Source organism: Kitasatospora sp. NPDC028961, assembly GCF_055564815.1.
Genome location: NZ_JBVHVO010000036.1, coordinates 14,425 through 38,439, shown reverse-complemented (window position 1 = coordinate 38,439; position 24,015 = coordinate 14,425). Strand labels below are relative to the sequence as shown.

The 24,015-nt window shown below is 74.0% G+C and carries 20 protein-coding genes; 5 read left to right on the top strand and 15 right to left on the bottom strand.

What is annotated here, in order from left to right; translation table 11 throughout:
- Nucleotide 1: 1 nt before the first annotated feature.
- From rbfA to rimP, 6 genes are all read right to left on the bottom strand, one after another.
- Nucleotides 2–442 (bottom strand): 30S ribosome-binding factor RbfA, encoded by a 441-nt coding sequence (gene rbfA, locus ACZ4UX_RS34180; protein WP_329487711.1) that lies wholly within the window; start codon nt 440–442, stop codon nt 2–4.
- 154 nt (nt 443–596) lie between these two features.
- Nucleotides 597–893 carry a DUF503 domain-containing protein gene (locus tag ACZ4UX_RS34175; RefSeq protein ID WP_329487712.1) on the bottom strand — a complete coding sequence of 99 codons (297 nt, stop codon included), beginning with the start codon at nt 891–893 and terminating at the stop codon, nt 597–599.
- A gap of 152 nt (nt 894–1,045) precedes the next feature.
- Complete coding sequence (infB, locus tag ACZ4UX_RS34170) at nt 1,046–4,207, bottom strand: translation initiation factor IF-2 (RefSeq protein ID WP_329487713.1); 3,162 nt, start codon at nt 4,205–4,207, stop codon at nt 1,046–1,048.
- A gap of 249 nt (nt 4,208–4,456) precedes the next feature.
- The gene (locus tag ACZ4UX_RS34165) at nt 4,457–4,705 is read right to left on the bottom strand and encodes a YlxR family protein (RefSeq protein ID WP_329487714.1); all 249 of its coding nucleotides are present in this window, start codon (nt 4,703–4,705) and stop codon (nt 4,457–4,459) included.
- A gap of 138 nt (nt 4,706–4,843) precedes the next feature.
- Nucleotides 4,844–5,857 carry a transcription termination factor NusA gene (nusA, locus tag ACZ4UX_RS34160; RefSeq protein WP_329487715.1) on the bottom strand — a complete coding sequence of 338 codons (1,014 nt, stop codon included), beginning with the start codon at nt 5,855–5,857 and terminating at the stop codon, nt 4,844–4,846.
- A gap of 57 nt (nt 5,858–5,914) precedes the next feature.
- Nucleotides 5,915–6,481, bottom strand: coding sequence for a ribosome maturation factor RimP (gene rimP, locus ACZ4UX_RS34155; RefSeq protein ID WP_465709486.1), 567 nt, complete (start codon nt 6,479–6,481; stop codon nt 5,915–5,917).
- 893 nt (nt 6,482–7,374) lie between these two features.
- On the opposite strand from rimP, the gene ACZ4UX_RS34150 reads away from it, so the two are divergent.
- Together ACZ4UX_RS34150 and ACZ4UX_RS34145 are read left to right on the top strand one after the other, a co-directional pair.
- Nucleotides 7,375–7,974: a ferritin-like domain-containing protein gene (locus ACZ4UX_RS34150; RefSeq protein WP_465709493.1), complete on the top strand. Its 600-nt coding sequence runs from the start codon at nt 7,375–7,377 to the stop codon at nt 7,972–7,974.
- Between the two features lie 130 nt (nt 7,975–8,104).
- Nucleotides 8,105–9,022, top strand: a complete 918-nt coding sequence (locus ACZ4UX_RS34145) for an aminoglycoside phosphotransferase family protein (RefSeq protein WP_352288013.1) — start codon at nt 8,105–8,107, stop codon at nt 9,020–9,022.
- On the opposite strand, the gene ACZ4UX_RS34140 is transcribed toward ACZ4UX_RS34145, so the two are convergent.
- The 5 genes from ACZ4UX_RS34140 to dxr form a co-directional block, all read right to left on the bottom strand.
- Entirely contained in the window at nt 8,995–9,570 is a 576-nt protein-coding gene (locus ACZ4UX_RS34140) for a GNAT family N-acetyltransferase (protein ID WP_465709485.1), read from the bottom strand. The two genes, ACZ4UX_RS34145 and ACZ4UX_RS34140, sit on opposite strands and share 28 nt — an antisense overlap.
- A gap of 55 nt (nt 9,571–9,625) precedes the next feature.
- Nucleotides 9,626–10,501 carry a GNAT family N-acetyltransferase gene (locus tag ACZ4UX_RS34135; protein ID WP_329492101.1) on the bottom strand — a complete coding sequence of 292 codons (876 nt, stop codon included), beginning with the start codon at nt 10,499–10,501 and terminating at the stop codon, nt 9,626–9,628.
- Nucleotides 10,502–10,638: 137 nt separating this feature from the next.
- Nucleotides 10,639–11,799, bottom strand: a complete 1,161-nt coding sequence (gene ispG / locus ACZ4UX_RS34130) for a flavodoxin-dependent (E)-4-hydroxy-3-methylbut-2-enyl-diphosphate synthase (RefSeq protein ID WP_329487719.1) — start codon at nt 11,797–11,799, stop codon at nt 10,639–10,641.
- Between the two features lie 140 nt (nt 11,800–11,939).
- Entirely contained in the window at nt 11,940–13,244 is a 1,305-nt protein-coding gene (locus tag ACZ4UX_RS34125; protein WP_465709484.1) for a M50 family metallopeptidase, read from the bottom strand.
- A gap of 54 nt (nt 13,245–13,298) precedes the next feature.
- Entirely contained in the window at nt 13,299–14,543 is a 1,245-nt protein-coding gene (gene dxr / locus ACZ4UX_RS34120; protein WP_465709483.1) for a 1-deoxy-D-xylulose-5-phosphate reductoisomerase, read from the bottom strand.
- A gap of 68 nt (nt 14,544–14,611) precedes the next feature.
- Here dxr and ACZ4UX_RS34115 point away from each other — a divergent pair, with 68 nt between their 5' ends.
- Entirely contained in the window at nt 14,612–15,277 is a 666-nt protein-coding gene (locus ACZ4UX_RS34115; RefSeq protein WP_352288021.1) for an SDR family oxidoreductase, read from the top strand.
- A 122-nt stretch (nt 15,278–15,399) separates the two neighbouring features.
- Here ACZ4UX_RS34115 and ACZ4UX_RS34110 read toward each other — a convergent pair whose 3' ends face one another.
- From ACZ4UX_RS34110 to ACZ4UX_RS34100, 3 genes are all read right to left on the bottom strand, one after another.
- The gene (locus tag ACZ4UX_RS34110; protein WP_352288023.1) at nt 15,400–16,842 is read right to left on the bottom strand and encodes an aldehyde dehydrogenase family protein; all 1,443 of its coding nucleotides are present in this window, start codon (nt 16,840–16,842) and stop codon (nt 15,400–15,402) included.
- A 230-nt stretch (nt 16,843–17,072) separates the two neighbouring features.
- Entirely contained in the window at nt 17,073–18,641 is a 1,569-nt protein-coding gene (locus ACZ4UX_RS34105; protein ID WP_465709482.1) for a PucR family transcriptional regulator, read from the bottom strand.
- A 136-nt stretch (nt 18,642–18,777) separates the two neighbouring features.
- On the bottom strand, nt 18,778–20,808 hold the full coding sequence (locus tag ACZ4UX_RS34100) for an ATP-binding protein (protein ID WP_465709481.1): 2,031 nt from the start codon (nt 20,806–20,808) through the stop codon (nt 18,778–18,780).
- 300 nt (nt 20,809–21,108) lie between these two features.
- Between ACZ4UX_RS34100 and gabT the strand changes: the two genes are divergently transcribed.
- Together gabT and ACZ4UX_RS34090 are read left to right on the top strand one after the other, a co-directional pair.
- Nucleotides 21,109–22,464, top strand: a complete 1,356-nt coding sequence (gabT, locus tag ACZ4UX_RS34095; protein WP_465709480.1) for a 4-aminobutyrate--2-oxoglutarate transaminase — start codon at nt 21,109–21,111, stop codon at nt 22,462–22,464.
- Between the two features lie 477 nt (nt 22,465–22,941).
- Nucleotides 22,942–23,610 carry a phosphatase PAP2 family protein gene (locus ACZ4UX_RS34090; protein WP_465709479.1) on the top strand — a complete coding sequence of 223 codons (669 nt, stop codon included), beginning with the start codon at nt 22,942–22,944 and terminating at the stop codon, nt 23,608–23,610.
- On the opposite strand, the gene ACZ4UX_RS34085 is transcribed toward ACZ4UX_RS34090, so the two are convergent.
- Nucleotides 23,607–23,960, bottom strand: coding sequence for a DUF2218 domain-containing protein (locus tag ACZ4UX_RS34085; protein ID WP_465709478.1), 354 nt, complete (start codon nt 23,958–23,960; stop codon nt 23,607–23,609). The genes ACZ4UX_RS34090 and ACZ4UX_RS34085 overlap by 4 nt on opposite strands.
- Nucleotides 23,961–24,015 lie beyond the last annotated feature (55 nt).

Genomic DNA, 24,015 nt, shown 5'->3' with positions numbered 1-24,015 from the left:
ACTACTCGTCCTCGTCGTCACGCTCGGACGCCGGGACCTTGTAGGGGTCCGCGTCACCGGCGTACTTCGCGCCCGCCGCGGTGGTGCGCACCGCGGCGTCGATGGCCCGGGCCCGGTCGAGCAGGTCGTCGATGTTCCGGGCGTTCTCCGGCAGCGCGTCCGCGACGAAGGTCAGCGTCGGGGTGAAACGCACCCCGATCTTGCCGACCTCGGAGCGGATCACTCCCTTGGCGCTCTCCAGCGCGGCGGCCGAGGCCTCGCGCTCGGCTTCGTCACCGAAGACGGTGTAGAAGACGGTGGCCTCGCGCAGATCGCCGGTGACCCGGGTGTCGGTGATGGTCACATAGCCCAGTCGCGGGTCCTTGATCCGGCGTTGCAGGGTCTCGGCCACGACCACCTGGATGCGGTCTGCGAGCTTGCGCGCCCTAGCGGTGTCGGTCACGTTGCCTCCTCGTGCAATGGGCCGGGTAACTCGGGCGTACTGCCTGCCCGTCGGGGCCCACGCCCCAAAGTACCGGCCCGCGCCCAGCCTTGTGGGCGCTCTCGGTCCTGATCTGTGTGAGAACGGCGACTCGCGCCGGTCCGTTCCGCAGACCTCATTCGTCGTCGTCGTTGTGGTAGCGCCTCCTGGCGGAGAGCAGTTCTACCTCGGGGCGGCCGGCGACCAACCGCTCACAGCTGTCCAGGATCTCGGTGACGTACCCGGCTTCGCCGGACACCACCGCCAGGCCGATCTCGGCCCTGCGGTGCAGATCCTGGTTCCCGGTCTCGGCAGCGCACACGCTGTACTTGCGCTGCAGTTCGGCCACGATGGGCCGCACGATCGAACGCTTCTCCTTGAGCGAATGTACGTCGCCCAGCAGCAGGTCGAAGGTGAGTGTTCCCACGAACATGTGTGACAGGTCTCGCCGACCTGGAGGCCTCGGGGGCAGCCCTGGACCGGGCTGCTGCTCGTCATCGCTGACTACCCCAGGACCCTACACAGCGAGACCGGGGCCGGTCGACGGAAATACCACCCGTCGACCGGCCCCGGACAACCACCCGCTTACGCGCGCGGCTTCTCGCGCATCTCGTAGGTCTCGACGATGTCCTCGACCTTGATGTCGTTGAACGACCCCAGGGTCACACCGGCCTCGAAGCCCTCGCGGACCTCGGTCGCGTCGTCCTTGAAGCGACGCAGACCCTCGATGGTGAGGCTCTCCGCCACGACCTTGCCGTCGCGGATGAGGCGGGCCTTGGCGTTGCGGCGCAGCAGGCCCTCGCGGACGATGACACCCGCGATGTTGCCGAACTTGGAGGAACGGAACACCTCGCGGATCTCCGCGGAGCCGAGGCGCACCTCCTCGTACTCGGGCTTGAGCATGCCCTTGAGGGCGTTCTCGATCTCCTCGATCGCCTGGTAGATGACCGAGTAGTACCGGACGTCCACGCCTTCCTTGTCGGCCGCGGCGCGCGCACGGCCTTCGGCGCGCACGTTGAAGCCGATGATGATGGCGTCCGAACCCATCGCCAGGTTGACGTCGGACTCGGTGATCGCACCCACACCGCGGTGCAGGATGCGGAGCTCGACCTCCTCGCCCACGTCCAGCTTGACGAGGGCGTCCTCGAGGGCCTCGACCGAACCGGAGACGTCACCCTTGATGATGAGGTTGAGCTGCTCGATCTCGCCCGCGGCGATGGCCTTGTCGAGGTCCTCCAGGGACACCCGGACCCGGCGCTGCGCGAAGGCGGCGTTGCGGTCGCGGGCCGAGCGCTTCTCGGCGATCTGGCGCGCGGTGCGGTCCTCGTCGACGACGATGAAGCTGTCGCCGGCGCGGGGCACCGAGGTGAGACCGAGGAGCAGCACCGGGCGGGACGGGCCGGCCTCGGCGAGGCTGTTGCCGTTCTCGTCCAGCATCGCGCGGACGCGGCCGTAGGCGTCGCCGACCACGATCGAGTCGCCGACGCGGAGGGTACCGCGCTGCACGAGCACGGTCGCCATGGCGCCGCGGCCCTTGTCGAGGTGGGCCTCGATGGCGATACCCTGCGCGTCCTGCTCGGGGTTGGCCCGCAGGTCCAGCGAGGCGTCCGCGGTCAGGACCACGGCCTCCAGCAGCTGGTCGATGTTGAGGCCCTGGCGCGCGGAGATGTCGACGAACATGGTGTCGCCGCCGTACTCCTCGGCCACCAGACCGAACTCGGTCAGCTGACCGCGGACCTTGGTCGGGTCGGCGCCCTCGACGTCGATCTTGTTGACCGCGACCACGATCGGCACACCCGCGGCCTTGGCGTGGTTCAACGCCTCGACCGTCTGCGGCATGACACCGTCGTTGGCCGCGACCACCAGGATCGCGATGTCGGTGGACTTGGCACCACGGGCACGCATGGCGGAGAACGCCTCGTGACCCGGGGTGTCCAGGAAGGTGATCGGGCGCTCTTCGCCGTTCACGATCGTGGCCACCTGGTAGGCGCCGATGTGCTGGGTGATGCCACCCGCCTCGCCGGCCACCACGTTCGACTTGCGGATGGCGTCCAGCAGTCGGGTCTTACCGTGGTCGACGTGACCCATGACGGTGACGACCGGCGGGCGCGGGGCCAGCTGGTCCTCGTCGCCCTCGTTGGCACCGAAGTCGATGTCGAACGACTCCAGCAGCTCGCGGTCCTCGTCGTCGCGGCTGACGATCTCCAGGATGAAACCCATCTCGCCGGCCAGCAGCTCGAGGGTCGCGTCGGAGACCGACTGGGTCGCGGTGACCATCTCACCGAGGTTGAACATCACGGAGACGAGCGCGGCCGGGTTGGCGTTGATCTTCTCCGCGAAGTCCATCAGCGAGGCGCCGCTGGACAGGCGAACGGTCTGGCCGTTGCCGCGGGGCAGCATCACACCGCCGACGGACGGGGCCTGCATGGCCTCGTACTCCTGGCGCTTCGCCCGCTTCGACTTGCGACCACGGGCCGGACGGCCACCGGGGCCACGGCCGAAGGCACCCTGCGTGCCACCACGGGCACCCGGGCCGCCGGGACGGCCGCCGAAGCCACCGGGACGCGGACCGAAGCCGCCGCCACCACCGGGGGCACCGCCACCGGGACGGGGGCCGCCGAAGCCACCGGTCGGGCGCGAGCCCGGACCGGCCGGACGACCGGCGAAGCCCGGACGGGCGCCACCGGCGCCACCCGGACCACCGGGACGGCCGCCGGGGCCACCGGGGCCACGGCCGCCGGGGCCCGGACGCGGGCCCGGAGCCGGACGCTGCGGCATCATGCCGGGGTTCGGACGCGGCATGCCGGACGGGCTCGGGCCACCGGGACGCGGACCGGCCGGACGGGGCATGCCGTCGGGACGCGGGGCGCCACCGGGGCGCGGCGCGCCACCGGCGCCGGGGGCACCGGCGGGACGCGGACGGTCGCCACCGGGACGCGGACGGTCACCGGCACCGGGGGCACCGGCGGGACGCGGACGGTCGCCACCGGGACGCGGACGGTCACCGGCACCAGGGGCACCGGCGGGACGCGGACGGTCGCCACCGGGACGCGGACGGTCACCGGCACCAGGGGCACCGGCGGCCGGACGGGCACCGGGCGCGGCCGGACGGCGGTCGCCGGGGCGGGCCATTCCGGTCGCGCTGCCCGAGGTGAACGGGTTGTTGCCCGGGCGCGGGCCGGCCGGACGCGGGCCCGGACGGGCACCACTGCCGGCGGCGGGGCCGGCCGGGCGCTGGGCCTGCGCGGCCGGGCGCTGGGCCTGGGTCTCCTCGGCCGGGGCCGGGGAGGAGAACTCGGCCGCCGGAGCAGCCGGGGCCGCGGGCGCGGCGGCGGGGCGAGCCGCCGGGCGCGGGCCCGGGGTCGGCGCGCCGGCCGGGCGCGGAGCGGCCGGGGCGGCCTGGGCGGGTGCGGCCGGGGCGGCGGGCGCCGCGGCAGCGGGGGTGGGACGGGGTCCCGGGGTCGCGGCAGGGCGCGGACCCGGGGTCGGGGCACCCGGCCTGGGTGCGGCCGCACCGGCGGCGGAACCGCCGGCGGGCTGGGGCGCCGCGGGCTTCCGCGGGCCAGGCTTGGCAGCGCCACCGGTGGGGGCGACTCCCAGCGCGTCAGTCAACTTGCGTACGACCGGCGCCTCGATGGTCGAGGACGCCGAACGGACGAACTCACCCAGCTCGGTCAGCTTGGCCATCACGGCCTTGCTCTCCAAACCAAGTTCCTTGGCGAGTTCGTAAACCCGGACCTTAGCCACTTCACTCCTGATCTATGAGTCCGGGGTGTCTCGTCCGCCGGACCGTCGCTACTTCATGGGCGTACCCATCGCGTACTCATCGCGTACTCATCGAGTGCTCATCGCAATCTCGACCTACTTCCACATCGCGAGGTACCTGACTGGTGGCACGGCGTGCGGCTGCCCGCGCACTGTGCTTGGTGCGGTGGTTCTCCGCCGCGTGGAGCGGCGGCCGTAACGGGGAGGTGCCCGCCGGAGGCCTGAGGAAGCTCAGGGCGCCGGGGTGTCGCCTGCCCGCTCCCCGATGTACTCGCGGAGCCGCTCGGTGTCGAGTGTGCCCTGGAGCCGGAAGGCCCGGGGGAACGCCCGACGGCGGACCGCGAGGTCGAGGCAGGCCGGATCGGGGTGCAGGTGTGCGCCCCGGCCCGGCAGCGCGCCACGCGGATCGGGGACGCAAACGCCCTCGACCGCCGTGACACGCAACAGCTGGTGCTTGGCCGCGCGCTTGCGGCAGCCCACGCAGGTGCGTTCCGGGCGTGCTCGGACGTGCGTCCGGCCAGACGAAGGCAAGTCTACCCCTCCGAAGGGACATGGCGCCGCCCCGCCGATCCGGGGTGGAACGGCGGGGGGCGGTGGAACGGTGGCGCCGGGGCGCGACTACTCGGCCGAGGACTCCCGGCCGCCGTCGTCGGACTGCCCCTCGGTGTCCGGGCGGATGTCGATCCGCCAGCCGGTCAGGCGGGCGGCCAGGCGGGCGTTCTGGCCCTCCTTGCCGATCGCCAGCGACAGCTGGTAGTCCGGCACGATCACCCGTGCGGAGCGCTGCTGGAGGTCCACGATCTCGACGCTCGTCACCCGTGCGGGGGACAGCGCCGCGGCGACCATCTCGCGCGGGTCCTCGGACCAGTCGACGATGTCGATCTTCTCGCCGTGCAGCTCGCCCATCACCGCGCGCACCCGACTGCCCATCGGGCCGATGCAGGCGCCCTTGGCGTTCAGCCCGGACCGGCGCGACCACACCGCGATCTTGGTGCGGTGACCGGCCTCACGGGCGATCGCGGCGATCTCGACGCTGCCGTCGGCGATCTCCGGCACCTCCAGGGCGAAGAGCTTCTTCACCAGGCTGGGGTGGGTGCGCGAGAGCGTCACCGACGCGCCGCGCACGCCGCGGCGCACGGCCACCACGTAGCACTTGAGACGGGTGCCGTGCCGGTAGTCCTCGCCCGGGACCTGCTCCTGCGGCGGCAGGATGGCCTCCAGCTTGCCGATGTCCACCAGCACGTTCTTCGGGTCGTTGCCCTGCTGGACGACACCGGTGACGATGTCGCCCTCCTTGCCCGCGTACTCGCCGAAGGTCTGGTCGTCGGCGGCGTCGCGCAGGCGCTGCATCATCACCTGGATGCCGATGCTGGACGCGATCCGGCCGAAGCCGCTCGGGGTGTCGTCGAACTCCTTCGGCTCGACGCCCTCGTCCAGCTCGGCCGGGTCCTCGGTCGCCCAGACCGTCACGTGGCCGGACTTGCGGTCCAGCTCGACCCGCGCGCGGCGGCGCGAGCCCTCGGTGCGGTGGTACGCGGTGAGGAGGGCCGACTCGATGGACTCGACCAGCAGGTCGAAGGGGATGTTCTTCTCGTTGACCAGCGTGCGCAGGGCACTCATGTCGATGTCCACGGCTACGCCTCCTCGTCTTTCGTCACGTTCGTCATGGTGCGGTCGGTGGGCAGGTCGTCACTGCGCACCGTCGTCCCCCTCCTCGGCGCCGTCGTCCGCCGAGTCGTCGTCCACGAAGTCCTGGGCCTGGTCGAGGAGCTCGTCGTCCTTGCGGTTGAACTCCACCTGGACGCGCGCCCGGGACACCTCGGTGTACTCCAGGCGGCGCTCCTTGGGCCGGCCGCGGCCCTTCACCGGCTGCACCTCGACCAGCGCGCCGTCCTCGTCCGCCTCCAGCACCCGGGCGACGATCTCCCCGCCGTCGACCAGGTGGATCGCGGCCAGCCGGCCCTCGGCCCGGCGCCAGTGGCGGGGCTCGACCAGCGGGCGCTCCGCGCCCGGCGAGCCGACCTCCAGCACGTACGCGCCGGCGCCCATCACGTCGGAGGTGTCCAGGGCCTCGCCGACCACCCGGCTGAACTCCGCGATGGCGTCCAGATCCACGCCGCCGTCGGCGTCCACGTCGATCTGCACCTGGCGGCGGCTGCCGGCCTGGGTGACCTTGACGTCCTCCAGGTCCAGGCCCGCCTGGGCGGCCAACGGCTCCAGCAACGCACGCAGCCGGTCGATGTGGGTGGTGCTCATCCGGGTGGACTCCTCGGCCGCGTCTGCTGTTGTCAGAGGGCGCACCGCGCCGTCCGGCGCCGCTCGGGCGCAGGCCGGGTCGCGGCAGCTCGGCCCAAATCCTATCCGGTGAAGTCGCCAACCACCGATTCCGGACCACGTGCGGGCGCCCGGGCGCCACCCACTGCGAGCAAGGTCACACCGGTGGGGCGTGGTCCGGGGCCTGGGAATCCGGGGCCGGACCCGTGAGGATTCTGTAATCATTCACGCCAACGAGGGCACGCAGGCCGTCCTCCCGCACACGCCCCGGAGTGACCGCGATGCAGCCGCCCAGCCGACGGACCCTGCTGGCCCTCGGACTGTTCCTCGCCACCGGCGGCGCCCTCGCCGCCTGCACCGGCTCACCCGACGAGGGCGGCGCGGGCGGGGGCGAGCACCGGCGGCCCGACCCGGACGAGCCGGTCCGGCTGCGCGCCGTCGAAGCCACCGACGCGCTGCTGGCCGGGTACGACGCCCTGCTGGCCGGGGCCGGGGCCGGGCAGGCCGGGCAGCTCCAGCCGCTGCGGGCCGAGGTGCTCCAGCACCGGGCCGCCCTGGCCGCCGGGCTCCCGGGCCCCTCCGCCTCCCCGTCCCCGTCGCCGTCCGCCTCCCTGTCGCCGTCCACGTCCCTGTCGCCCTCCGCCGGCGGGTCCGGGCCCCCCTCGGGATCCCCCGGGTCGCCGTCCGCCACCGCCCCGGCCCCGACGGTGACGACCGTCGCCGCGCTCGCCGCGCTGGAGCGGCAGACCGCGCAGACCCGGCTCGCCGACCTCGGCGCCGCCTCGCCCGGGCTGGCCCGGCTGCTCGCCTCGGTCTCCGCGGCCGGGGTGCTGCACGCCGTCGCCCTGGGCGACACCGCTCCGGCCGCCGCCCCGCTGCCCGGGCCCACCGACCCGCCCGGCGGGCCCGCCACGCCGTCCGGCACCGCCCCGGCCTCGCCGGACGCCTCCCCCGCCTCCCCCGCCGCCTCCGGCGGCACGGCGGGCACCGCCCCGGAGGCGCTCACCGCGCTCCAGGGCGCGCTGGCCGCCGAGCACGCCACGATCTACGGCTACGGCGTGGTCGGCGCCCGGCTCCCCGAGGACCAGCAGCGCACCGACGCGCGGACCGCCCTGGCCGCCCACCAGGCCCGCCGGGACGCCTGGCAACGGCTGCTCGGCGGTGCCGGGGCCACCCCGGGCGCGGCGGCGGCGGCCGGCTACCAGCTGCCCTTCGCCGTCACCGACGCGGCCGGCGCCGGGCGGCTGGCCGCGCACCTCGAAAGCCGGCTCACCGCGGTCTACGCCGACCTGGTCGCCGCCGTCGCCGCCCCGCAGCGCGGCACCGCCGCGGACGCGCTCCGCGACTGCGCGCTGCGCGCCCGCCGCTGGGGCGCCGCCCCGACCGCGTTCCCCGGCCTGCCCGACCCCGCCGGGACGCCCGCCACGACGGGCCCCGCCACCTCCGGCCCCGACCCCGCCGGCCCGGCCGCCTGACCCCCGGCACCGCCCTGACCTGCGGACGCGCCGCCACCGCTGCCATCCCGGATCGCTGACCTGCGGTTTCACCGCCATGGCCGACAATGGACGGGTAGCACCACGGGGGAAGCACAACCGGAAGGCCGGCATGTCGGGAGCACCAGGGCAGATCACCGTCCCCGCATGGCTGGCGCGCAGCGTCGGCGCGGACGAGGAGGGCCGGCACTGGCTCACGGGCCTGCCGGCCCGGGTCGGCGCCGGGCTGGCACGCTGGGACCTCACCCTGGAGCGGGTGGCCGACCCGGGCGGCAGTCTGAGCCTGATCGCCTACGTGCACCGCGACGACCTGAGCCCCGCCGTCCTCAAGACCGGGCTGGTCACCCCGGAGACCGACCGGGAGCACGCCGCCCTCGCCCAGTGGGCCGGCCGCGGCGCCGTCCTGCTGCTGGCCGCCGACCCCGCCGAGGGGTCGCTGCTGCTGGAGCGGCTGCACGGCGACATCCCGCTGCGCTCGCTGGCCGAGCCGAAGGCGATGCTGGAGGCCACCAGCCTGCTCCACCGGCTCTGGGTGGAGCCGCCCGGTGACCACGGCTTCGCCACCCTCGCCGACCGGACGGCCACCACCGCCGCCGGACTGCGCCGGCGCGGCGCGCTGCCGGGCGCCGCCGAGGCCGCCCCGCTGGTCACCGAGGCGCTGGCGGCCGCCGAGGGGCTCTGCGCCTCGGCCGACGAGGAGGTGCTGCTGCACGGCGACTTCCACCACGGCAACGTGCTCGCCGCCGACCGCGCGCCCTGGCTGGCGATCGACCCCCGGCCGCTGGTCGGCGAACGCGCCTACGACCTGGCCCGGCTGGCCCTGGACCGGGCGGACACCCTGGTCGGCTCCCCGGGCGTCCCCGCCGCCGTCCGCCGCCGGCTGCACCAGCTCGCGGACGCCCTGGACGTGGACCGGGACCGGCTGCGCGGCTGGACGCTGTTCCGGGCGGCCGACCTCGGCCTGCGCGCCCTGGCCGCGGGCCGCCGGGAGGACGCCGAGCTCTACCTGGAGTTCGCCGGCGCGCTCTGAGCCGGTCCGGTCCCCCGCAGCGGCAGCTCCGCGCCCATCACCGCGTACAGGCGCTCGGTGTTGGGGAAGTGCACCGCCCGCGCGAGGTCCCGGTAGCCGAGCGAGCGGTAGAGCCGGCGGGCGGGCGTCTCGGCGTCGATCGCGGAGAGGATGGTGCGCGACAGCCCGGAGCGCGCGCAGAGGGTCCTGATCAGGGTGGAGCCGATGCCCTGCCCCTGGAAGTCGGGCAGCACGTGCAGTTCGGTGATCGCGAAGACATCGTCCAGCCACGCGCCGTGGCCGCCGGCCTCCAGATAGGGCTGGATGACGGTGCTCCACCAGTGCTCCCGGCGGTTCGGCATGCCGTAGCCGAAGCCGACCAGCCGGCCGCCGCTGAGCGCGCCCAGCGCGAGCACCCCGGGCTGCTGGGCGTGCCGCCCGACGATGTGCAGCCGGACCAGGACCTCCTCGGGGGTCAGCCCGAACGCCACCGCCTGGACGTCGAGCGCCTGCGGAGCCCATGCCGCAAGGTCGATGGCCTCGATCGTCACCCCGGTCAGCTGATCCATGCCCCGGACGTTACTACCCGTCCGGCCCCCCACGCGGGCGGAGGCGGCAAGGAGCTCAGAACAGCACGCTCATGAACGCCCCGACCTCGCGGAAGCCGACCCGGCGGTAGGCGGCGCGGGCCCGCAGGTTGTAGTCGTTCACGTAGAGCGAGACCACCGGGGCGACCTCGCGCAGGGCGATGTCCAGGACGGCGGCCATGCCGGTCTCGGAGAGGCCGCGGCCGCGGTGGGCCGGGTCGACCCAGACGCCCTGGATCTGGCAGGCGCCCTCGGTGACGGCCCCCACCTCGGCCTTGAAGACGACCTGGCCGTCCTCCGTGAAGCGCGCGAACGAACGCCCGGTGGAGATCAGTTCGGCGACCCGGGCCTGGTAGAGCAGCCCGCCGTCACCGGCCAGCGGGGAGACCCCGACCTCCTCGGTGAACATCGCCACGCAGGCCGGCATCAGCGTCTCGATCTCGCTCCGCCGCACCCGCCGTACCAGCGGGTCGGGCGCGATCTCGGCGGACGGCACGGCCGTGGCGAGCAGCGGCTGGTGGGCGCGGACCTCGCGGGCCGGCCCCCAACTGCGTTCCAGCAGGGCCCAGAGGGCGGCGGTGGCCTCGGCCGGGCCGACGATCGAGGAGCAGCGGCGGCCCTGGCGGCGGGCCCGTTCGGCGAAGGCCTGCACGGCCTGCGGGCCGGCGTCCACGAGGACCAGGTTCGCGCCGGCGTAGCAGAGCGCGTCCAGCTCACCGCGCTCGTCGTACCAGCCCCACATCTCGCCGCCGAGGCGCCAGGGGTCCAGCCCGACGGCCTCCACCCTGGTCGCGACGAAGGCGTTGGCGACCGGATCGCGCCGGAGCACCGCCAGGGTGTCCGCGAGGTCGGAGGCCTCCAGGACGCGCGTGGTCGCCAGGGCGCGGACGGCCTGGAACGAGCTGGGGAGCATCACACCTCGATCGAGCATCGAGACAGCACCTCACTGAGACGACTCTGGCCGCACCCTACTCCGTGGCCCCACCCGGCTACGGCCGCGGGGCCGTCCGCGCACGGACGGCCCCGCTTCCGGAAACTACTGCCCGCCGGTCACTCCGCGGCGGTCACGGTCGGCGCACCGGACTCGACGCCCTCGGCCTGCATCTGCTCGGCCAGCTTGAGGGCCTCCTCGATCAGGGTCTCCACGATCTTGGACTCGGGGACGGTCTTGATGACCTCGCCCTTGACGAAGATCTGGCCCTTGCCGTTGCCGGAGGCGACCCCGAGGTCGGCCTCGCGGGCCTCGCCCGGACCGTTGACGACGCAGCCCATGACCGCGACGCGCAGCGGCACCTCCATGCCCTCCAGGCCGGCGGTGACCTCCTCGGCGAGCTTGTAGACGTCGACCTGGGCGCGGCCGCAGGACGGGCAGGAGACGATCTCCAGACCGCGCTGGCGCAGGCCGAGCGACTCCAGGATCTGGTTGCCGACCTTGATCTCCTCGGCCGGCGGGGCCGACAGCGAGACCCGGATGGTGTCGCCGATGCCCTCGGCGAGCAGCGCGCCGAAGGCGACCGCGGACTTGATGGTGCCCTGGAAGGCGGGACCGGCCTCGGTGACCCCGAGGTGCAGCGGGTAGTCGCAGGCGGCGGCGAGCTGGCGGTAGGCGTTGATCATCACGACCGGGTCGTTGTGCTTGACCGAGATCTTGATGTCGCGGAAGTCGTGCTCCTCGAAGAGCGAGCACTCCCAGAGCGCGGACTCGACCAGCGCCTCGGGGGTGGCCCGGCCGTACTTCTCCAGCAGGCGCTTGTCGAGCGAGCCGGCGTTGACGCCGATCCGGATCGGGACGCCGGCGCCCTTGGCGGCCTTGGCGATCTCGCCGACCTTGTCGTCGAAGGCCTTGATGTTGCCCGGGTTGACGCGGACCGCGGCGCAGCCGGCGTCGATCGCGGCGAACACGTACTTCGGCTGGAAGTGGATGTCCGCGATGACCGGGATGCCCGACTTCTTCGCGATGATCGGCAGGGCGTCGGCGTCGTCCTGGGACGGTACGGCGACCCGCACGATCTGGCAGCCCGAGGCCGTCAGCTCGGCGATCTGCTGCAGCGTGGCGTTGATGTCGGAGGTCACCGTGGTGGTCATCGACTGCACCGAGACGGGGGCGTCGCCGCCGACCGGCACGTTGCCGACCATGATCTGCCGGGAGACTCGGCGCTTGGCGAGCGGCTTGAGCGGCAGGGACGGAATACCGAGCGAGATCGCGGTCATGTGCGCAGGGTTCCCCGGGGTTGAGGTGTGGTCGGTCCGGCCGTTCGACGGCCTGGGCCGGGCGCGCCGATGAAACGCGCACCCGGCCCCCAACGGTACGGCACGGTGGTGGCCCCGGGCACACCAGCCGTACCGGGCGACTAGCTGATCTTGACCGGGTTGACCAGGTCGGCGACCAGGACGAGCAGGGTGAACCCGATGAAGACGCTGGCCACGACGTAGGCCAGCGGCATGAGCCGGGCGACGTCGAACGGACCGGGGTCGGGCCGCTTGAACAGGCTTGCGAATCGGCGGCGCACCGACTCCCACAGGGCGCCGGCGATGTGGCCGCCGTCCAGCGGGAGCAGCGGCAGCATGTTGAACAGGAAGAGCGACAGGTTGATGCCGGCCAGCAGGTTCACGAAGTACGCGATCCGCTGGGTGCCCGGGATGTCGAGCGAGAAGACCTCGCCGCTGACCCGGGCGGCGCCGACCATGCCGATCGGCGAGTCGACGTCGCGCGGGGCGCCGTCCACCACCGAGTTCCACAGCCCCGGGATCTTGCCCGGCAGGGCCACCAGCGACTTCACACCGCTCTCGGCCATGTCGTACATCCGGTCGAGGGATTGCCCGACGCCGAGCCGGACGACACCGCTGGTCGGGGTGAAGCCGAGGAAGCCCGCCTGCACCGTCTCGCCCTTGACCGGCATGCCGTTGCCGTCGTACTTCTGGACGTCGTTGACGGCGATGGTCGGGGTGAGGGTGAGCTGCTGCCCCTCGCGCTCGACCACCACCGGCACGGTCTTCCCGGCCGAACGGCGGATGTCCGCCTGGAGCTGGTCGTAGTCGCCGATCCGGTCGCCGTCGAAGGAGACCACCTTGTCGCCCGGCCGCAGCCCGGCCTGGGCGGCGGGGGTCTTCGGCGCGTCGGCCGGGCAGCTGTCGGTCGGCTGGCCGGCCTTGACCACGCACTGCGCGACGGTGCCGATGGTCGGCACCGTCATCGAGACGCCGAAGCCCATCATCACGGTCAGGAAGAGCCCGAAGGCCAGGATCAGGTTCATGAACGGCCCGGCGAACATGACGATGACGCGCTTCCACGGCTTGCGGGTGTAGAAGAGCCGGCTGTCGTCACCGTCCTGGAGCTCCTCGTAGGAGGCCTCCCGGGCGTCCTCGATCATGGTCCGCCAGGGCGAACTGCTGCGCTTGGTGATCCGCCCGTCCGCACCGGGCGGAAACATCCCGATCATCCGGATGTACCCGCCCAGCGGGATCGCCTTGACGCCGTACTCGGTCTCGCCCTTCTTCCGGGACCAGACCGTCGGACCGAACCCGACCATGTACTGCGGCACCCTGATGCCGAACAGCTTGGCCGTGGAGAGGTGGCCGAGCTCGTGCCAGGCGATCGAGATCAGCAACCCGATCGCGAAGACCAGGATGCCGACCACCGTCAAAACCGTTGCCACCGCAGGCCCTCCGTCATTGCTCTCCGCTCGTCGTCCGGTCGTCCGCCGGAGCCGTCAGCCCGACGCCAGCTCGCGGGCCCGGGCGCGGGCCCAGTCCTCCGCGTGCAGGACGTCCTCGACGGTCAGAGAAGTTCCCGCCGCGGCCCGCCCGCTGTCGTACTGTCCGTGCTCGGCCACGACCTTGGCAACAGTGTCCACGATTCCCGTGAAGGCGAGCCGGCCCTTCAGGAAGGCCTCCACGCACTCCTCGTTCGCCGCGTTGAACACCGCCGGCGCCGTCCCGCCGAGCGATCCCACCTCGCGCGCCAGCCGGACCGCCGGGAAGGCCTCGTCGTCGAGCGGGAAGAACTCCCAGGTGGCGGCCTTCGTCCAGTCGCAGGCGGGCGCCGCGTCCGGGATCCGGTCCGGCCAGCCCATCCCCAGCGCGATCGGCATCCGCATGTCCGGCGGGCTGGCCTGCGCCAGCGTGGAGCCGTCCGTGAACTCCACCATCGAGTGGACCACCGACTGCGGATGGACCACCACCTCGATCCGGTCGAAGGGCACGTCGTACAGCAGGTGCGCCTCGATCACCTCCAGGCCCTTGTTGACCAGGGTGGCCGAGTTGATCGTCACCACCGGCCCCATCGCCCAGGTCGGGTGCGCCAGCGCCTCCTGCGGCGTCACCCCCGCCAGCTGCTCGCGGGTCCGGCTGCGGAACGGGCCGCCGCTCGCCGTGACCACCAGCTTGCGCACCTCGGCGCGGGTGCCGCCGGCCAGTGCCTGGAACAGCGCGGCGTGCTCGGAGTCCACCGGCACGATCTGCCCGGGCTTCGCCACCGCCTTCACCAGCGGACCGCCGACGATCAGCGACTCCTTGTTCGCCAGCACCAGCACCCGGCCCGCCCGCAGCGCCGCCAGCGTCGGGCGCAGGCCGATCGACCCGGTGATGCCGTTCAGCACCGAGTGGCACTCCATCGCGGCCAGCTCGGTGGCCGCGTCCAGGCCCGCCAGCACGGCGGGCAGCGGACGCCCCGCCGCCTTCGCGGCCAGCGCCTCGCGCAGCGCGGGCTCGGCCGCCGGGTCGGCGACCGCCACGGTGTGCACGCCCAGCTCCAGGGCCTGCTCGGCCAGCAGCTCCACCCGCCCGCCGGCCGCCGACAGGGCGACCACGCGGAACCGGTCCGGATTGCGGCGCACCACGTCGATGGCCTGGGTGCCGATCGAACCGGTCGAGCCGAGGATCACCAGCTCCCGAGGAGCGGAGGGGTCCTTCACCACGGGGGTGAAGCGCAGCTGCGGGTGGGCGAGCGAAGTCATGCGCCCATTGTGTCCTGCCGGCCGGACTCCACAGGACGCCGGGACGCGTCCCGGCTACCGTCGGAGCCATGCGTACCGTCATCGCCGGAGGCCACGGACAGATCGCGCTCAAGCTCGAACGGCTGCTCGCCGAGCGCGGCGACCGCCCCGCCGGCCTCATCCGCCGCCCCGAACAGGCCGGGGACCTGGCCGCCGCCGGAGCCGAGCCGCTGCTGCTCGACCTGGAGAGCGCCACCGCCCCCGAACTCGCCCGGCTGCTGGCGGGCGCCGACGCCGTGGTCTTCGCCGCCGGCGCCGGCCCCGGCAGCGGCGCCGACCGCAAGAACACCGTCGACCGCGACGGCGCCGTCCTGCTCGCCGACGCCGCCGAACTCGCCGGGGTCCGGCGCTACCTGATCATCTCCTCGATGGGCGCCGACGCCCAGGCGCACTACCCGGCCGACCCGGTCTTCGAGACCTACCTGCGGGCCAAGGGCGCCGCCGACGACGCCGTGCGCGCCCGCACCGCGCTCGACTGGACGGTGCTGCGCCCCGGCCGGCTCACCGACGGCGCGGGCACCGGCCTGGTCCGGCTCGCCCCCTCGGTCGAACGCGGCGCGGTGGACCGCGCCGACGTGGCGGCGGTGCTGGCCGAGCTGCTGCACGAGGCGGGCACCGCCGGGCAGACGCTGGAGCTGGTCGCCGGCAACGCCTCCGTGGCGGAGGCCGTCGCGGCCGCGGCCGGCCGGGTCTGAACCTCCCCCGGACACACCGAGGGGCCCGGCACCACCGCAGCGCGGCGGTACCGGGCCCCTCGGGCCGTTCGGGCCCCTCGGCGTGCCGGGAGCCCTTCGGGATCGTTCGAGATCGTTCGGGATCAGAGGTCGAGGCCGGTGAGGACCAGGACCTTCTCCACGGTGTAGTCGTCCATCGCGTACTTGACGCCCTCGCGGCCGACGCCGGAGTCCTTGACCCCGCCGTACGGCATCTGGTCGGCGCGGTAGGACGGCGCGTCGCCGATGATCACACCGCCGACCTCCAGCTCCCGATGGGCGCGGAAGGCGGTCTGCAGGTCACGGGTGAAGACACCGACCTGCAGGCCGAAGGCGGAGTCGTTGACGGCGGCGAAGGCCTCGTCGGTGCCGTCCACCCGGTGCAGCGACAGCACCGGGCCGAACACCTCGGCCTTGGCCAGGATCGCGTCGGCGGGCAGCTCGGCGAGCACGGTCGGGGCGAAGGTCGCGCCCTCACGGGTACCGCCGGTGAGCACCTTGGCGCCCTTGGCCACGGCATCGTCCACCCAGGACTCCACCCGCTTCGCGGCGTTCTCGTCGACCAGCGGGCCGACGTCGGTGGCGTCGTCGTTGGGGTCGCCGGTGACCTGCGCCTCGACCTTGGCCACCACCTTCTCCACCAGCGCGTCGTACACCGACGCGTCGGCGATCACCCGCTGCACCGAGATGCAGGACTGGCCGCCCTGGTAGTTGGCGAACATCGCGATCCGGGTGGCGGCCCAGTCGAGGTCGGCCTCGGAGGACCAGTCGGCGAGCACCACGGCCGCGGCGTTGCCGCCGAGCTCCAGGGTGGTGTGCTTGCGCGGCACCGAGTCCATGATCTGGTAGCCGACCTTGTCCGAACCGGTGAAGGAGATCACCGGCAGACGCGGGTCCTGCACCAGCGCGGGCATCCGGTCGTTCGGCACCGGCAGGACGCTCCAGGAGCCGGCCGGCAGGTCCGTCTCGGCCAGGATCTCGCCCAGCACCATCGCGGAGAGCGGGGTGGCCGGAGCCGGCTTGAGGATGATCGGGGCGCCGACCGCGATCGCCGGGGCGACCTTGTGGGCGACCAGGTTCAGCGGGAAGTTGAACGGGGCGATGCCCAGCACCACGCCGCGCGGGAACCGGCGCACCACCGCGAAACGGCCCACGCCGCCCGGGTCGGTGTCCAGCCGCATGGTCTCGCCGTTGGTCCGGCGGGACTCCTCGGCGGCCCAGCGGAAGACGGAGACGGCACGGCCGACCTCGCCGCGCGCCCACTTGATCGGCTTGCCGTTCTCGGCGGTGATCAGCTGGGCGATCTCCTCGGTGCGCTCGGCCAGGCGCTTGGCCACGTGGTCCAGCGCGGCGGCACGGACGTGCGCGGGGGTCGCGGCGAACACCGGCAGCGCGGCCACGGCGGCGTCCAGCGCCTCCTCGACCTGGGCCTCGGTGGGGACGCTGACCTTGCCGACCAGGCGGCCGTCCCAGCTGTTGTGCACCTCGAAGTCGGCGTCGCCGCTCGCCCGGCGGCCGGCCAGCCAGAAATCGTACGTGGTGGTCACCGTGGTACCGGCCCTCTCCTCGTCGTCCTCACGGCCCCACGGACGTGGAACCAGAACCGAGGGTAGGGGCGGCGGCGCGCCGACCGGGTTGGCCACGAAGTAGCGTTCGCCCCCGCGCTCACTCCATCCCGTCCAGCGGACGGGCCGGGTTCCGGTGCTCCACCGCCCGGGGGGGCGGGCGGACGTCACCCGCCGGTCGGCTGCTCCGCCACTGCTCCGCTGCTCCTCGCCTACTCTTCGCCGGAGCGAAGGGCCAGCCAGAGCTCCATCCGGACGTCGGTGTCGTCCAGCGAGCGGCCCAGCAACTCCTCGACCCGCCGCATCCGGTAGCGCAGCGTGTGCCGGTGCACGCCCAGGTCGGCGGCGGCCGCGTCCCACTGGCCGTGTCTGGAGAGCCAGGCGCGCAGCGACGCCACCAGGTCGCCGCGGGCGGTCCGGTCGTGGTCCCGCAGCGGGCGCAGCAGCCCCTCCGCGAACGCCGTCACCGCGTCCTCGCCCAGCAGCGGCAGCAGCGAGCCGGCGCCCACCTCCTCGTGGTCCACCGCACGGCGCCCGCCGCGCAGCGCCACCGCGAGCGCCCGCTCGGCCTGCGCGTTCGCGGTGCCCGCCTCCTCCAGCGCGGCCGGCGCCGAGACCCCCAGAGACAGGCCCTCGTGCTCCTCCACCGCCCCCAGGCAGGCCCGGTGCACGGCACCGTTGTCCAGTGCCAGCACCATCAGCCGGGGCCCGTGCGTGCCGCCCTCCTCGCGCGCCACCAGCAGCTTCTCCCCCACCCGGGCGCCGGCCTGCTCGGCCCGGTCGCCCAGCTCGCCGAGCGCCTCCGTGGCGTCCACGCCCTGGCCGGCACCGGCCACCATGACCCGGACCGTCCCCTCCGGCAGACCGCCGAAGAGCCCGGCCGCCACCTGCCGGGCGGTCGCCACCTCGCCCGCCAGCACCATCCGCAGCAGCGCCGCGCCCATCCGCTCCTCCGCCTGGCGCAGCTCGCGCGAGCGCTCCAGGGTGAGGGTCAGCAGCGCCACCGCCGCGTTCAGCACGTACCGCTCGGTCGGGGTGATCCGGTCCTCGGTGCCGACCGCGAGGAAGCCCCGGGCCCGGCGGTCCGCCCCCAGCGACTGGACCACCACGTAGTCCTCGTCCGCGGTGTCTATCCCCGGCGAACGCCCCTGCAGCGCGGCGCTCGACGGCGCCGGGCGCCGGCGCAGCCGGTCCACCTCGGCCGCCAGCCGGCCGGCCCGGCGGGCCGCCCAGTCCGGGGCCACCACCGAGAGCGCGCCCGAACCGTCGTACAGCGCCGCCCAGCCTCCCAGCCGCGCCGCCAGCCGGCGCACCACGGCCGTGGTGCCGTCCTTGCCGAGCGCCGCCCGGGTCAGCTCCTCCTGCGCCTCGAAGCTGGTGGTGACCGCCTCGTACTGCTCGGCGGCCAGGGCCGCCGACACGACCTTGCTGATCGCGATGAACGGCGTCGGCTCCGGCACCCGCAGCAGCGGCAGCCCGCGCTGGGCGGCCGCGTCCACCAGGGGCTGCGGCACCTCGGTGTGCGACAGGCCGACACCGAGGCCGAGCCCCACCACGCCCGCGTCGGCCAGCCGGTGCACGTACGCCTGCAACCTGGCCGCGGTGCGGCCCAGCTTGATCCCGGTGGTGAGCAGCAGCTCACCGCCTTCGAGGAAGGGCGTCGGGTCGTCCAGCTCACTGGTGTGCACCCAGCGGACCGGCCGCTCCAGGTGGTCCGCACCGGCGAGGACCGTCAGATGGAGCGAGGTGTTGCGGACGACGGAGGCGAGTGTGGGAGGCATGGCACCTTCGGGGGACGACCTGACCGCGCCGTTGCGGCCGGGCGAGGAGAGGGCTGGGGAGTCTGGCGGGGGTCTCTCCCCTCATTATGGACGCTCCGGACAACCGGCACTGCCGAATCCACCTCGGCGGCGAGCTTCAGCCCCGCAGGTCCACCAGCAGCGGCGGCACCTGCTCGCCCGAGACCGCGGTCAGCGAGATCACCGCATGGCCCGCCGGCAACGCGTGCGCCAGGTCCGACGGCGACCAGCGCAACCGCTCCACGTCCCGGGTGGTCACCGACTCGGTCTGCGCCGTCGTCCCCGACAGCGCCTTGCGCCCCAGCCGCCCGGCCCGGCGGACCAGCCCGCCCGAGGTGTCCGGCGCGTGCGTCACCGCCGTCTCCCGGACCAGGTGCGTGCCCCAGGCCTCGGAGAACATCCGGCCGTCCCACGGCGCGATCCCCGGGAACACCATCCGGCAGCCGACCGCCCCGAACAGCGGCGCCCGCAGCGCCTCGGGCAGATCGACCAGGGTCCGCAGCAACAGCACGGCGCCGGCGTTGGCCGCGCGCAGCCGCTGCAGCCCCCGGACGATGTGCGCGTCCAACGCCGTCGACGCGTCGTCGACCACCAGGCCGGCGAAGAGCGAACGGTCCTCCCGGGCCGCCGCGGCCTGCACGAACTGGCCCACCAGCAGCCGCGACAGCATCCGCGCCGCCTCAGGGTGGCTGCGCTCGGGCAGCTTCACCCGCACCCGCAGCGGGTGGTCCAGCACCCGCATCGCGAACGGCGGCCGGCCGGTACCGTCGGTCGCGAACGCCCCCTCGAAGGCCGGCCGGTCCAGCAGGGCCAGCCGGTCCGCCAGCAGCGCCCCCGGGTCGTCCGCCCGGCCGCGCTGGCGCTCCCGGTACTCCAGGTCCCGCTCGTACGCCGCCAGCCGGCCCGCCGCGCGCAGCGCCTTCACCAGCGCCTCCAGGGCCTCCGGCTCACCGCCGAGCAGCGCCCGCAGCTCACGCACCGCCGGGTAGCGGCCGAACCCGGCGCGGAACGGGCCGACCACCTGCTGCAGCGCCGTCCGGGCGGTCTCCGCCCGGGCCGTCAGCTCGTCCGGCAGCAGAGCCTCGGCCAGCCGGGCGGCCGCCTCGTCCGGATCCTGCACCGCCCCGTAGAGGTCCAGCCCGTACGCCGAGCCCCGGTCCCCCGGCGCGATCACCACGTCGTACCAGGCGTCCGGCCCCAGCTCCGCGTCGGCCGCGCCGATCACCACCGCGCACGCCGTACCGGCCAGCGCCTGGAGGCAGAGCGCCTCGGCGACCGGCCGGGCCAGCCGCGCGGTCTTCCCGGTGCCCGCCGGGCCGACCGCCAGCAACGAGGTGCCCAGCAGCGACGGGTCCAGCGCGAAACCGGCCGCCCGGTGCGTCAACGGGTTCTTCGGCACGTCCTGCGCGGTGCCCAGCCGCACCTGGCCCAGCAGCAGATCGTGCTGCTCCTCCCGCCCGGCCAGCTCGCGCGCCTCGGAGGGGTGGGCGAACGCCGCCGCGCCCCGGGCGGCCACCTGCTCGACGAAGGCCGGCACGAACACCGGGTCGGCCTGGGCCGACTCCCAGGCCCGCTGGATCCGCACGTAGTCGACGTCCCCGACGGTCTCGCCGTCCAGCCGGCCCGCCGCCGTGGCCGCCCCGCCGAGCCGCAGCGCCGCCCACGGGTCACGCGCCCACTCGGCCTGCGCCGCCACGCCCTCCTCGGCGGGCTCCTCCGTGGTCACCGTGCGCGCCATCAACGGCGCCACGTACCGCCGCCACACCTCCGGCCAGCGGCCCATCCGGCCGAACACCTTGATCACGACAGCGAGCACGAGCACGTTGACGATCAGCAGGGTGAACACCGCTTCGGACTGCGACGGTTCGGCCAGCGGACCGATGCCGGTCTGGCCGCCGAACCAGACCAGCACGTACGTCGTCAACTGCGTGCCGTAGAGATAGGCGAACCATCCCACCACCGCGTTCAGCCCCGCTCTCAGCAGCAGGGGCCAGGTCGGGACCTTGGCGTCCTCCGCCCGGTCGGGGTCGACCTGGTCGTAGCCCTGCCGGTAGACGCCCGGGGCGGCGTCGGGGCGGGGGGCGGCGACCCAGGCTGCGAGGTCGAAGGGCGGGGGTGCCGCGGGGCGGCCGGGACGTTGGTGCGGCATGGGTGTCGCAGGTGCGGCGGCGGTCCGCTCGCCGTAGCCCCGTGCCCCGTCCAGTCCCATGTACGGCCCCGCTCCCTCGCCCGCCCGGCCCGACCACCGTCGGTCCCGCCATACCCATGCCGCCGCACCGGCGACACGCCCGCGCTCAATGTAGTGGAGCGTGGGCTGCCGGTAGTCGCACTCCCTGCGCTGGCCGCCCCGGACAAGTCGGACGGCCCAGTGCTACCGAGTGGCGCATGCCCGGCCGGGGAGGGCCGCCGTAGCCTGCGAAGCACCGAGCCGAGAAGTCTGGAGAAACCCATGAGCGCCGCAACGCCGCTCCCGCAGGAGCGCCGCCTGGTCACCGCGATCCCCGGTCCGAAGTCGCAGGAGCTGCAGGCCCGCAAGCTGGGTGCGGTGGCGGCCGGCGTCGGCACCACCCTGCCGGTGTACGTGTCCCGTGCCAACGGCGGCGTGCTGGAGGACGTGGACGGCAACTCGCTGATCGACTTCGGTTCCGGCATCGCCGTGACCAACGTCGGCAACAGCGCCGAGGCCGTGGTGGCCAAGGCGACCGAGCAGCTGGCCGCCTTCACCCACACCTGCTTCATGGTGACCCCGTACGAGGGCTACGTGGCCGTGGCCGAGCAGCTGAACGAGCTGACCCCGGGCGACCACGACAAGCGCACCGCGCTGTTCAACTCGGGCGCCGAGGCGGTCGAGAACGCGGTGAAGATCGCCCGCGCCTACACCAAGCGCACCGCCGTCGTGGTGTTCGACCACGGGTACCACGGCCGCACCAACCTCACCATGGGCCTGACGGCGAAGAACATGCCGTACAAGCAGGGCTTCGGTCCGTTCGCGCCGGAGATCTACCGGGTTCCGGTGGCCTACCCGTACCGCTGGCTGACCGGCGCGGAGAACTGCGCCGCCGAGGCCGCCGCCCAGGCGATCGACATCATCAACAAGCAGATCGGCGCCGAGAACGTCGCCGCGATCATCATCGAGCCCATCCAGGGCGAGGGCGGCTTCATCGAGCCCGCCAAGGGCTTCATGCCGGCGATCGTGGAGTACGCCAAGGCCAACGGCATCGTCTTCGTGGCCGACGAGATCCAGACCGGCTTCTGCCGCACCGGCCAGTGGTTCGCCTGTGACGACGAGGGCATCGTCCCGGACCTGATCACCACCGCGAAGGGCATCGCCGGCGGTCTGCCGCTGGCCGCGGTGACCGGTCGCGCCGAGATCATGGACGCCGCGCACGCCGGCGGCCTGGGCGGTACCTACGGTGGCAACCCGGTGGCCTGCGCGGCCGCGCTGGGCGCCATCGAGACCATGAAGGAGCAGGACCTCAACGGCAAGGCCCAGCGGATCGGCGAGATCATGCTCGGCCGTCTGCGGGCCCTGCAGGAGAAGTTCGCCCACCACGACTCGGTGCGGATCGGCGAGGTCCGCGGCCGCGGCGCGATGATCGCCGTGGAGCTGGTGAAGCCGGGTGGCAAGGAGCCGAACGCGGAGGCCACCGCGGCCATCGCCAAGGCGTGCCACACCGAGGGCCTGGTGGTCCTGACCGCCGGCACCTACGGCAACGTGCTGCGCTTCCTGCCGCCGCTGGTCATGCCGGAGCACCTGCTGAACGAGGGCCTGGACATCCTGGAGAACGCCTTCGCCACCGTCTGAGCCGGCGGCGCCCCCACCGGGCCGCCCGTGACCGGGTGACACCGACCCGCCGGAGGGATTCCGGACAGCATCGAACGGCCCGTGCGGACACCTCGTCCGCACGGGCCGTTCGGTCGCTACGGGCGGTTTCGTCCGGGTGTGCGGGGCGGGCCGCCGCACCGCACACCCGGGGTGAAGATGCTGTGCTGAATCGCTGAAGCTCCTCAGTGCGCCGCGGCCGTTGACGTAGTGTCATGACAGATGGACAGCGAGCCCCAGCCATTGGCGGACCCGTCCGCGGCACCGCCCCCACCGGCGGATCCGCAGGTCGCCCGCGAGGACAACCAGGCCGACCCGCAAGGGCCGGCGCACACCGAAGGCCGATCGACCGACCGTCCGACCCATACCCCCCGGGGCGCGCGGAACGGCGATCATCAGAGCCGCCCCGGAGCTCTCCCCCCTGCTCCGGGGCGGCCACTTCGCGTTCCGGAGCGCCTAGTGGGCCCGGCCGGACCGGCGGCCCTGCCGGTGGCGCTGGCCACCGTGCTGGTGCTGATCTCCTGGCAGGTGGCCGTCGACGGACCGCTGCTCGGACTGGACCGCTGGGTCCGGCACGGCGTCCGGGAGACCCGGCACGACCTCCACAGCACGCTGCTCAACCATCTCGGCGAGGCCCTGTCGGACCTCGGCAGCTCCGTCCCGGCGATCCCGGTCCTGCTGGCCGCCGGGGCATCGGCGGCCTGGCGGTCCCGCCGGGCCGGGGCGGCGCGCCCGTGGCTGCCGGCGCTGATCGCGGTGCTGACGGCCGGGCTGATCCCACTGCTGGTCGTCCCGGCGAAGGCGGCGTTCGCCCGGCCGGGGCCGTTCGGGATGCCCCTGGCGCCGGACCAGTGGGGCTGGTACCCGTCCGGCCACACGGCGACCGCGACCCTCTCCTACGGGGTGGCCGCCTTCCTGCTGGCCCGCACAGCCGGCGCCCGCGCCCGCCGCCGCCTGTACGCGGCCGCCGCCCTGCTCGCGGCCGGCGTCGGCCTCGGGCTGGTGTGGAGCGACTACCACTGGCTGCTGGACGTGGTGGCCGGCTGGTGCCTCGGCGGGCTGGTGCTCCGGGCGCTCGCCGGGCTGCCACCGACCCGGAACGGCCGCGGCTCCCGGCACCACCCCTAGCCCTCGGCGGGCTCGTTGGGCTCGGCGGGCTCGTCGTTGCGCTGGACGAGGCCGGGCTCGCCGTTGTCGCGCTGCCAGCTGACGACCAGCTCGTCGCGGGCGCCGAAGCGGACCAGGTGACGGCCGACCACGTCCTCCAGGCCCGGCAGGTTCTCGGTCTCGCCCTCGACGGTGAGCAGCAGGGCGTCGGGGGCGGCCTCCAGCGTGGCGGTGCCGCGGCCGAAGGTCAGGGTGCCGCGACCGGTCTCCTCCGACCAGTCGGCTTCGATCTTGCGCCCCATGTGGGCGGCGAGCTGCTTGGCGTAGCGGGCGGACCGGTCGGTGGCGACGCGGGCTTCGGAACGGGGCACGGGCCCTCCAGAATCACGGGAGGGAACTTAGGTTGCCCTCACTCGGAACCAAGCT

What these genes read in the sequence shown, in the direction of transcription:
- ACZ4UX_RS34105 (WP_465709482.1), bottom strand. Translation starts at nt 18,641, where the DNA reads ATGCCTCCCACACTCGCCTCCGTCGTCCGCAACACCTCGCTCCATCTG.
- ACZ4UX_RS34100 (WP_465709481.1), bottom strand. Translation starts at nt 20,808, where the DNA reads ATGCCGCACCAACGTCCCGGCCGCCCCGCGGCACCCCCGCCCTTCGAC.
- dxr (WP_465709483.1), bottom strand. Translation starts at nt 14,543, where the DNA reads ATGACTTCGCTCGCCCACCCGCAGCTGCGCTTCACCCCCGTGGTGAAG.
- ACZ4UX_RS34175 (WP_329487712.1), bottom strand. Translation starts at nt 893, where the DNA reads ATGTTCGTGGGAACACTCACCTTCGACCTGCTGCTGGGCGACGTACAT.
- ACZ4UX_RS34135 (WP_329492101.1), bottom strand. Translation starts at nt 10,501, where the DNA reads ATGCTCCCCAGCTCGTTCCAGGCCGTCCGCGCCCTGGCGACCACGCGC.
- ispG (WP_329487719.1), bottom strand. Translation starts at nt 11,799, where the DNA reads ATGACCGCGATCTCGCTCGGTATTCCGTCCCTGCCGCTCAAGCCGCTC.
- rimP (WP_465709486.1), bottom strand. Translation starts at nt 6,481, where the DNA reads ATGAGCACCACCCACATCGACCGGCTGCGTGCGTTGCTGGAGCCGTTG.
- gabT (WP_465709480.1), top strand. Translation starts at nt 21,109, where the DNA reads ATGAGCGCCGCAACGCCGCTCCCGCAGGAGCGCCGCCTGGTCACCGCG.
- ACZ4UX_RS34115 (WP_352288021.1), top strand. Translation starts at nt 14,612, where the DNA reads ATGCGTACCGTCATCGCCGGAGGCCACGGACAGATCGCGCTCAAGCTC.
- ACZ4UX_RS34145 (WP_352288013.1), top strand. Translation starts at nt 8,105, where the DNA reads ATGTCGGGAGCACCAGGGCAGATCACCGTCCCCGCATGGCTGGCGCGC.
- ACZ4UX_RS34140 (WP_465709485.1), bottom strand. Translation starts at nt 9,570, where the DNA reads ATGGATCAGCTGACCGGGGTGACGATCGAGGCCATCGACCTTGCGGCA.